Source organism: Aurantimonas sp. A2-1-M11 (genome assembly GCF_036549475.1).
Lineage (GTDB): Bacteria > Pseudomonadota > Alphaproteobacteria > Rhizobiales > Rhizobiaceae > Aurantimonas.
In genome coordinates, this window is the sequence record NZ_JAZHLI010000112.1 from 1 (window position 1) to 8007 (window position 8007).

Below are 8007 nucleotides of genomic sequence, written 5' to 3' on the forward strand. Positions count from 1 at the left end.
TCCGGACAGCCCGCTCACGGACCTCCGGCGAATATCTCTTCGATGTCGATTTTGTCATGATGACCCCATTCTCTCAGGAAATGAGGTCTCCGGGAAACCCGGGGCGGTTCAGGGTCGCCCTTGATCGCTCGTTCGAAATAGTCCTGCGCAAACGCGGTATCGGTTGTCGTGAAGCGATAGAGGTGCCGAAGACCGAGGTGGTAATTGGCCCATGCATCGAGTCCTTCAGGCCCCTTCAGCTGCGATCCGAGACTCGTTGAACGGGATGCGGGTCTCTAGCGCCGAAACCAGATGCGCAATGATCCGCGTCCGAAGGTCGTCGGTTTCGTCACAGGCGGATTCGATCCGATCTGCCCAAAGGATCTCGCGAGAACTAGTGTCAGTGAGTTCCAGCGTAACGGCTATTGTTCGGTTTCGGTTCTCGGCAATCCCGGATAGGACATAACGCGCCGCGAGCGCCGTCGCGACGAGATCCAGATCGACATTCTCCTGCCGAAAGCGGAAGGAGGAACCGCGCGCAATGACCGCGAGCCAGCGCAGTCTCGACAGCGCCTGGATGATCTCGTGCGGGACCGCTTCACACAAAATGCCAAGATCAGGCGACGGGCCGAGCGGCTGGAAGGGCATCACGGCAATGGAGGGCCGACCTGCGGGATGGGCGAGCGTTTCGGTAGGCGAGGCGGTCGAGGTCTTGGCCGGCGGGACATCGGCCACTTCAGCGACGAAGCGGAAACCGCAGCCATGCACCGTGCGGATCACTGCCTGGCGGACACCATCGTCCCCAACTGCCTGACGCGCGGAGCGGATGCGACTGGAGATGCTGGCATCCGAGACCGCTCGCCCCTGCCAGACCGCTGCAATAAGCTCGTCCTTCGATACCATGAAGGTGCGATTGTGGACGAGATGTATCAGAACGGCGAGAACCTGCGGCTCGACCTGCACAGGTCTGCCGCACCGGCTGAGCTGGAAACGCTTCGGGTCGAGTTCGAACTCTCCGAATGTCCACACCATGCGTAAGGCTACAGCAGAATCACGATCCTATACAGGATTTCTTCAGAAGTCCTTCAAGCACGCTCAGAGCAGCGGGATAGACTCATCCGCTCGATGGATCCGACCATCAAGAACCTGAACAGGAATCGGAGACCGAAGATGGACCAGCACGCGATCGAAACGAGACGCTTCGACACGCCCGACGAACGCCTCGACATGAAGGAGCGCGGCGGCATCTCCATCGTGAGGATGGGCGACGGTAGCGCCGGAATGCACGCGATCTTTGAGCCCGGCTGGACCTGGGAAGCCGACGAGAAGCCGCTGCTCGGCTCGCCCGACTCCTGCCCCATGCGGCACACCGGCTACTGTATCTCCGGAAATCTCGTCGTGCGCATGATCGACAGTGGCATCGAGACGCGCATCGGCACCGGCGACTTCTTCGAGATCCCACCGGGGCATGACGCCTACGTGGAAGGCGCCAACCGGGTCGAACTGATCCTATTCGCGCCGCCCGAGCACCAACATTGATGAGCTTCTCGCCGCGAACCAATCCACGCCAAAAAAATTGGAGGATGACATGCTACGCGTTCTGACAGGTTTGGCGCTCCTTACGTCCGGAGCCGCCTTCGCCGAGACCGAGATGACCGAAATCGACCGTCCGGCCTCTGAGCTGAACCAGATTCTAGCGCATCCCTTGGAGTTACCAGAAGGCGCGTTGGAGGCTCGAGTGGTCCATGCCACGATCGAACCGCGAACGACGGCCGCGTGGCACACGCATCCGACACCGGTCTACCTTTACATATCTAAAGGGACTCTGATGATGGAGGTCGAGGGTCAGGAACGGCGCCAAGTCGCCGCCGGGGAAGCGATTGCCGAACCATTGAACTCCCCGATGCGGGTGATCAACGAAAGCGACGAGACGGTGGAGATCATCGTTTTCCAGATCAGCCCCCCAAAGTCCCAGTTCCTGAAGCAGTAGCCACGGACATGCACTGGCGGGTCGTCGAACCTTCAGCTACGGCAGCCGTCTCGGCGTTGATCGGCATGGCATACATCAGTCTTTGAGATAGACTGGCGCTCGCCGCAGCGAGTGGAACTCAGACGGGCAATTCGGAAAGACGACGGGTTGCGATCCTGTCTGGCGACGTCGCTGGCTAATCTCGCTTTTGCACGACACAGCAATCCACGACGGTTAGCGCCGACGTGGGCTATTCGCCCGACGACGAAACCCGCTGGCACGGCATTAAGATCGACTGGAACCGCCCGCCGGAGGTCAAATCACCGCAGTGCTCTCACTCCGCTCCCTGCGGTGACGGTCTTGAGGAACGCCTCATCAGCGGCGCAAGCAGGATCAGGATGATTGCAAGAACTGTCGCGCCGAGAATAGGTCCAGCCACGGGCCGCTCGATAATTTTTAGAACGTCGCCGCCGGCGAGTAGCATGGCACGCCGGAAGTTCTCTTCTAACAGAGGTCCGAGTATAAACCCTATGAGAAAGGGGGCGGGCTCGAGCCGCAACAGGCGCATGCCATGACCCACAACCCCGAACAGAAGGACCATCCAGACATCAAACACACTATTATTCAGGCTGAAAGCGCCGATGCAGACGAAGCAGATGATGGCGGGGTTTAGGAACCGGCTTGGAACTTGCAATATACGCACCCAGAGCCCAATTAGCGGGATGTTCAGCGCCAGAAGCAGCACGTTACCGATCCAGAAGCTGACGATGAGGCCCCAGAACATCGACGGATGATCGACCATCAGCCGCGGGCCTGGGGTGATGCCGTGGATCAGAAGGGCGCCGAACATGATCGCCATGGTCGCACTGCCAGGGATGCCAAGCGCCAGCGTCGGGATGAATGAGGTCTGCGCTGCGGCGTTGTTCGCGGCTTCGGGGCCGGCGACACCCTCGATGGCACCCTTTCCGAAGCGCGTGGGATCGCGTGCAAGACGCTTTTCGGTGGCGTAGCTCATGAACGCCGACAGCGTCGGACCCGTGGCTGGCAGCGCGCCGAGAATGCCGCCGATCAGTGTGCCGCGCAGCGTGGGCAGGATCGAATGGCGAATATCGGCGCCGGTCGGCACCATTTCGCGCAGCGAGACCTTCTGCACCCGGTGCCCGCCGCTGCCCTTGCCGATGGCGCCAATCACTTCGGCGATACCGAAGAGCCCCATCGCCACCACCACCAGTTCGATCCCATCGAAAAGCTCGATTACGCCGAAGGTAAAGCGCTCTGTCCCGGTGTTTACGTCGATGCCGATCAGTCCCAGCATCACGCCGCCGAACACCATCGCCAGACCCTTAAGGGGCGATCCCTGCGCCACTCCCGCCGAGGCGATCAGGCCGAGGAGCAGGGCCGCGAAATATTCCGCAGCGCCGAAGGAAAGCGCCACGCTGACGATCGCCGGCGTTAGGAATGTCAGCGCGAGAATGCCAATCGAGCCGCCGACGAAGGAGGACAGCGCGCTCGTCACCAATGCTACCCCACCTCTGCCCTGTCGCGTCATAGCGTAACCGTCGAGGCAGGTGATCGCGTTCGAGGACGTGCCTGGCAGATTGAGCAGAATCGAGGCGGTCGAGCCGCCGTATTCGGCGCCGTAATAGACCCCGGCCAGCATGACAAGGGCGGTCGTGGGATCAAGGTAGAACGACACCGGTAGCAGCATTGATACCGCCGCCGAGGCGCCGATCCCTGGCAGCACGCCAACAAAGGTGCCGAGGAAGACGCCGAGCAGGCAGTAGAGCAGATTGGAGGTCGAGAACGCGGTCTCGAGCCCCAGCAGGATATTCTCCATCAGGGCAACCTTAGCGCCGCGATTGGCATCCCCAACAGGTTGATGAATATCAGACCTGTCGACACCGCCAGTCCTATTGAGAGCAGCACCACGTGGCGCAAGCGGTTGCCTGGCTCGGCCAGGGCAAGCGCCGCAGCGCAAAGTGCGGTTGCGGGCATGAGTCCCAGCCGACCAACCGTGGCGGCGAATAGGCCCACCGCGACGACCACGCCGGCAAGGGCACGCCAATTCGGCATCTCGATCGGCTCGCTACCGGAGGCGAGCGCTCCGCTCACGGCGATAGCGAGCCCCAGAACGGCGACGATTATGCCCAGCCCGACGGGAAAGAAGCCTGCCCCCATGCGTCCGAAGCTGCCAACGCCATAAGATATGCCGGCGAGGACGAAGCCCACGCCGGCGAAGGTCAGGAGGATGCCGGTGATCAGGTCACGCAGGCTCATCAGCACCGCGCGTCCCGTCTCAGTTTGCCACCGAGTCGCGCAGAGAGATCCACTTCGCAGTGTCACTCTCTACGAAATCGGTGAATTCGGCGACCGGCAGAGGATCGGGCTCTGCACCCTGTCCGGCCAATTGCTCCCGGACCTGATCAGAGGTCAGCGCTGCCTGAACGTCAGTGTTAATCTTCTCGATCAGTTCAGCCGGCGTGCCCGGAGGCGCGAAGAGCCCGAACCAGCCCACTGACGCGAAACCGGGCACACCTGCTCCGTCGACCGTGGGATAATCAGGGAACAGGCCAGAAGGCTTTGGCGTCGTAACCGCCAGCGCTTTCAGCGTTCCGCTCTCGACATGCGGCAGCAATGTCGGTGCGGGGCCGAACATCACCGTGATCTCGCCGCTCAACAGGTCGGTGACCGCCGGACCGGTTCCCTTGTAGGGGACGTGCAGCATTTCGGTCCCGGCCATCGAGTTAAAGAGTTCACCCGTCAAGTGCGAGGCCGATCCCACGCCGGACGAGCCGAACCGCGTCGAAGACGAGTCCTCCTTGGCTTTGGCGACTAGACCCTCGACGTCCTCTACGCCCAGAGTTGGGTTTACTACCAGCAGGTAGGGCGGCGCGGCGATCATGGTGATCGGTTCGAGGATGGGATTGACGTCGACCTCGTCGCCGGCCCCAACGCCCGCGTCGGTCGCGACCGACATCAGCGTTCCGGTCGACCCCATAACGAGCGTATAGCCGTCCGGCTCGGCCTGCATCGCGGCCTTGGCGCCGACGAGGCCGGATGCCCCTGGGCGGTTCTCGACAACCACGGGCTGGCCCCAGTCTTCGGACAGCTTCTGGGCCACGATCCGGCCGAGAATGTCCGTTCCACCGCCGGGCGAGTAGGGGATGATCAGCGACACAGGACGGTCGGGGTAGACTGACGCATCCTGCGCCAGTGCGGCTGCGGTGGTCATCCCAAGCGCCGCCAGCACGGCCAGGCTTTTTCCGAGCTTGTTCATTCTTGATCCTCCCTTGAGTGCGGAGCTCTTGCCCGCGTTGAGTCAGACGATCCGTGTCTGAAGACTGATCAGCCCCTCGATCTCGATCTCCACCACGTCGCCGGGCCTCAAGTAGAGGTCCGCGGCATTGGGTTGGGCGAAGGCTGTCCCCGCCGCGGCTCCGGTGGCAAAGATATCGCCAGGTTCGAGCGGCAGGTAGCGTGAAAAATGTGCAATGATGTCAGGAAATTTGTGGATCTGGTCACGGGTGTTGAACCGCTGCCGCTGCTCCCCGTTAACGGAACAACCGATCCACAGATCGGTGACGTCCTGCACCGCGTCCATGGTCACGATCCAGGGGCCTATGGGCCCAAAGCCCGGCATGTTTTTGGCGGTCCAAAACCGCGTCCCAGAAGCGACTTCGCGCTTCTGCACCTCGCGCGCGGTGAGATCGTTGAACAGCGTGATACCGAAAACATGCGACATCGCATCAGGTGATCCCACGTGAAAGGCAGGCTTGCCGATCACGAAGGCCAGTTCCGGCTCGTAGTCGAGGGTAGTGATGCCTTCGGGCCGCTCGACTTTATCCCCGTGGCCCGAGAGCACTGAGTTCAGCTTGATGAAGCCTGTAGGTTCCGAAGGGATCTCGCGAATCAGATCGTTGCGGCTGAGTTCATCGAGGTGCGCGTGATAGTTTTTGCCAACGCAAAGGAACTTGCCGGTGTCCGGGATCGGGGGCAGAAAGTGGAATGCCTCGGCCTCTGCCACGAATCCGCCGGCGCCATGAGTCTCCGTGTCCTCTTTGGATAGCTGGCTGAGCAGGCCGCGCACACGATCCAGCGCCGCCTCGCCGGCCGCGATCAGTGTCTTCGGCGTGGCGAGATCACCTAGCTCGCCGGTCCGCGCCGCCGCCGCCGCCGCGACATTTGCGACGCGCCCAGAAGCAAGCTGCGCTACCAGCCCGGCGGGGCCGTTGCCATGTCTGGCCAAGCCAAGATGCACCTGATGAATCCTCCCTATTGGTATCCCAATTCGCGCTTTGGCTTACCTTCTGGGTAGAGAGCGACCTGCAACTTGTCAACGGATTGCGAATTTTTGGGCGGATTGGTAAACCATTAGCCGATGAAGGAGGCGGGATGACCGCAAGTGTCGAGACGGTGCGAGACTATCTGGCTGATAGCATGGCCACGGGACTATTTACGGCCGGCCAAAAGCTGCCGACCGAGCGCGAGCTGGCTGAACGGTTCAGTGTTTCGCGCACCGTAGTTCGCGAGGCTATGGTGATGCTGGAGATTAACCGCTCCATCGTCCGCCAAGTCGGCCGCGGCACTTTTGTCGCCGAGGCGACGCCGTCCTCTCCCGTTCCACTCGAGTTCAGTCCCGCCGACCTGATCGAGGCGCGCACCGTGATTGAGAGCGAGCTGGCAGCGCTGGCGGTGCTGAACGCCGGTGACCGCGAAATCGAGGCGATCCGGGCCGCCTGCGAGAGTTTAGATCCCGACGCCACGACGCAGGAGTTCGAATTTTACGACTGCGCCTTCCACCGCGCAATCGCGGTGGCAGCGAAAAACGCGTTGCTGCTTGCAGGTTACGACTTAATCGCCACGGCTCGAATGGGCGCTGAGTGGCGACGGCTGAAAGCTTTTCGCCACGCCTCGCGCCCCGAGCGCCGCGGCGAGGTTCTGTCTGAGCATCGCGCCATCGTCGACGCGATAGAAGGTAGGGACGGTGCCGAAGCCCGTAAGGAAATGCTGCAGCACCTCTACCGCGTCCGGATGAACCTGTTGGGTCGCTGAGGACGGAAAAAGCATGGGACTGGATCTGACGCGGGTGCGGCTGCCGGAGCCTCTTCTACGCGGTGCACTCGACCACTCTGCCACCTCTCCGGCCGTCGCCCCGCTGATCGGGACCATCGTCTGCGAAACGACGCCCCCTATCGGGACAGTGATGTCCGCAAACGGCGCGTCTTCCAGTCAACCGAGGCATGGTCGGCGCCTTGCGAGCGCGCCGGTCTCTTATCAAAGCCGGGGGCCCGTGCCGACGGTGTGGCGGTAATGCCCCCATGCTTCGCGCCAATCTACCACACTCCCACGAGATCCTGCGCGGCTCGATACATCAGCGCCGCGCGCTCTTCGAGAAAGCCTCTATAATCACCAGCATCCAAGCGATCGATACATTTCTCGTTAAGAAACTGAGTCGACAGCACGTCTTCAGCCGGCGTTCCTTCGATAAGAACTCGGCGTAGCTCATCACTCCTAGGATCAGCTAGTCGCTGGCTTTCATCGGCGACGTAAATGTTAGCTAGCAGACGGGAAGAGGCATGGGCCTGGCCCGTCGCCTTTTCGACCTCATCGGGCGACAAGATCGACAAAAAGTGAGAAGCGGAGAAATCAAACATGAAGCTGGTGAGTTGGATCTCCTCGCCAGTTAGGAGGTTCCTAGGAAAAGAGTTGGCAAATGCTCCCGATACGGCGGCAGAGAGCGCCTTACCGCGAATGAAGCGCCGCTCCACAAGATTAATGGGCTTCATGTCGAGGCGAGGTTCTACGCCTCGAACTTTCCCCGCAAGCATGTCGGGTATGGATCTCACAGCTCGGGCAACATAGTGATCAGGCTTACCCCTTAGCGACTCGTTGAATGACACAGCCCAATACCATCGCGCCAACGCATCCAACGTCTGCTCATCAGCAGTAACTGCTCACGTCGGTGGCATTCTGTCTTGATTTGAGGGGCTGGATATGAGTCAAGATTCCCATGACTCACCCGCCCCGACGCTTGCTGACCGACGCTGATAAGGACGCAC

Annotated in this window: 9 protein-coding genes; 3 read left to right on the top strand and 6 right to left on the bottom strand. The window is 61.3% G+C overall.

Annotated elements, in window-relative coordinates; genetic code table 11:
- Window positions 1-225 precede the first annotated feature (225 nt).
- A complete protein-coding gene (locus VQ042_RS23925; protein WP_331822782.1) occupies window positions 226-1011 on the bottom strand; it encodes a winged helix-turn-helix domain-containing protein in 786 nt (261 codons plus the stop codon).
- A 93-nt stretch (window positions 1012-1104) separates the two neighbouring features.
- On the opposite strand from VQ042_RS23925, the gene VQ042_RS23930 reads away from it, so the two are divergent.
- Together VQ042_RS23930 and VQ042_RS23935 are read left to right on the top strand one after the other, a co-directional pair.
- Window positions 1105-1518 (top strand): cupin, encoded by a 414-nt coding sequence (locus VQ042_RS23930; protein WP_331822783.1) that lies wholly within the window; start codon window positions 1105-1107, stop codon window positions 1516-1518.
- Between the two features lie 112 nt (window positions 1519-1630).
- The gene (locus tag VQ042_RS23935; protein ID WP_331822784.1) at window positions 1631-1969 is read left to right on the top strand and encodes a cupin domain-containing protein; all 339 of its coding nucleotides are present in this window, start codon (window positions 1631-1633) and stop codon (window positions 1967-1969) included.
- Window positions 1970-2282: 313 nt separating this feature from the next.
- Here VQ042_RS23935 and VQ042_RS23940 read toward each other — a convergent pair whose 3' ends face one another.
- From VQ042_RS23940 to VQ042_RS23955, 4 genes are read right to left on the bottom strand one after another with little or no spacing between them, the layout of a single operon-like run.
- Complete coding sequence (locus VQ042_RS23940; RefSeq protein ID WP_331822785.1) at window positions 2283-3785, bottom strand: tripartite tricarboxylate transporter permease; 1503 nt, start codon at window positions 3783-3785, stop codon at window positions 2283-2285.
- Window positions 3785-4225 carry a tripartite tricarboxylate transporter TctB family protein gene (locus tag VQ042_RS23945; protein ID WP_331822786.1) on the bottom strand — a complete coding sequence of 147 codons (441 nt, stop codon included), beginning with the start codon at window positions 4223-4225 and terminating at the stop codon, window positions 3785-3787. Before VQ042_RS23945 ends, VQ042_RS23940 begins: the two co-directional genes overlap by 1 nt.
- A 19-nt stretch (window positions 4226-4244) precedes the next feature.
- Window positions 4245-5225 carry a Bug family tripartite tricarboxylate transporter substrate binding protein gene (locus tag VQ042_RS23950; protein ID WP_331822787.1) on the bottom strand — a complete coding sequence of 327 codons (981 nt, stop codon included), beginning with the start codon at window positions 5223-5225 and terminating at the stop codon, window positions 4245-4247.
- Window positions 5226-5267: 42 nt separating this feature from the next.
- On the bottom strand, window positions 5268-6206 hold the full coding sequence (locus tag VQ042_RS23955; protein WP_331822788.1) for a fumarylacetoacetate hydrolase family protein: 939 nt from the start codon (window positions 6204-6206) through the stop codon (window positions 5268-5270).
- A 134-nt stretch (window positions 6207-6340) separates the two neighbouring features.
- Here VQ042_RS23955 and VQ042_RS23960 point away from each other — a divergent pair, with 134 nt between their 5' ends.
- Window positions 6341-7000, top strand: coding sequence for a FadR/GntR family transcriptional regulator (locus VQ042_RS23960; RefSeq protein ID WP_331822789.1), 660 nt, complete (start codon window positions 6341-6343; stop codon window positions 6998-7000).
- Window positions 7001-7281: 281 nt separating this feature from the next.
- Here the strand turns inward: VQ042_RS23960 and VQ042_RS23965 are convergent, their stop codons facing one another.
- Window positions 7282-7734, bottom strand: coding sequence for a hypothetical protein (locus tag VQ042_RS23965; RefSeq protein WP_331822790.1), 453 nt, complete (start codon window positions 7732-7734; stop codon window positions 7282-7284).
- Window positions 7735-8007: the final 273 nt, after the last annotated feature.

Coding starts and splice junctions, on each gene's coding strand:
- VQ042_RS23965 (WP_331822790.1), bottom strand. CDS start 7,734: ATGAAGCCCATTAATCTTGTGGAGCGGCGCTTCATTCGCGGTAAGGCG.
- VQ042_RS23945 (WP_331822786.1), bottom strand. CDS start 4,225: ATGAGCCTGCGTGACCTGATCACCGGCATCCTCCTGACCTTCGCCGGC.
- VQ042_RS23935 (WP_331822784.1), top strand. CDS start 1,631: ATGACCGAAATCGACCGTCCGGCCTCTGAGCTGAACCAGATTCTAGCG.
- VQ042_RS23925 (WP_331822782.1), bottom strand. CDS start 1,011: ATGGTGTGGACATTCGGAGAGTTCGAACTCGACCCGAAGCGTTTCCAG.
- VQ042_RS23930 (WP_331822783.1), top strand. CDS start 1,105: ATGGATCCGACCATCAAGAACCTGAACAGGAATCGGAGACCGAAGATG.
- VQ042_RS23950 (WP_331822787.1), bottom strand. CDS start 5,225: ATGAACAAGCTCGGAAAAAGCCTGGCCGTGCTGGCGGCGCTTGGGATG.
- VQ042_RS23940 (WP_331822785.1), bottom strand. CDS start 3,785: ATGGAGAATATCCTGCTGGGGCTCGAGACCGCGTTCTCGACCTCCAAT.
- VQ042_RS23960 (WP_331822789.1), top strand. CDS start 6,341: ATGACCGCAAGTGTCGAGACGGTGCGAGACTATCTGGCTGATAGCATG.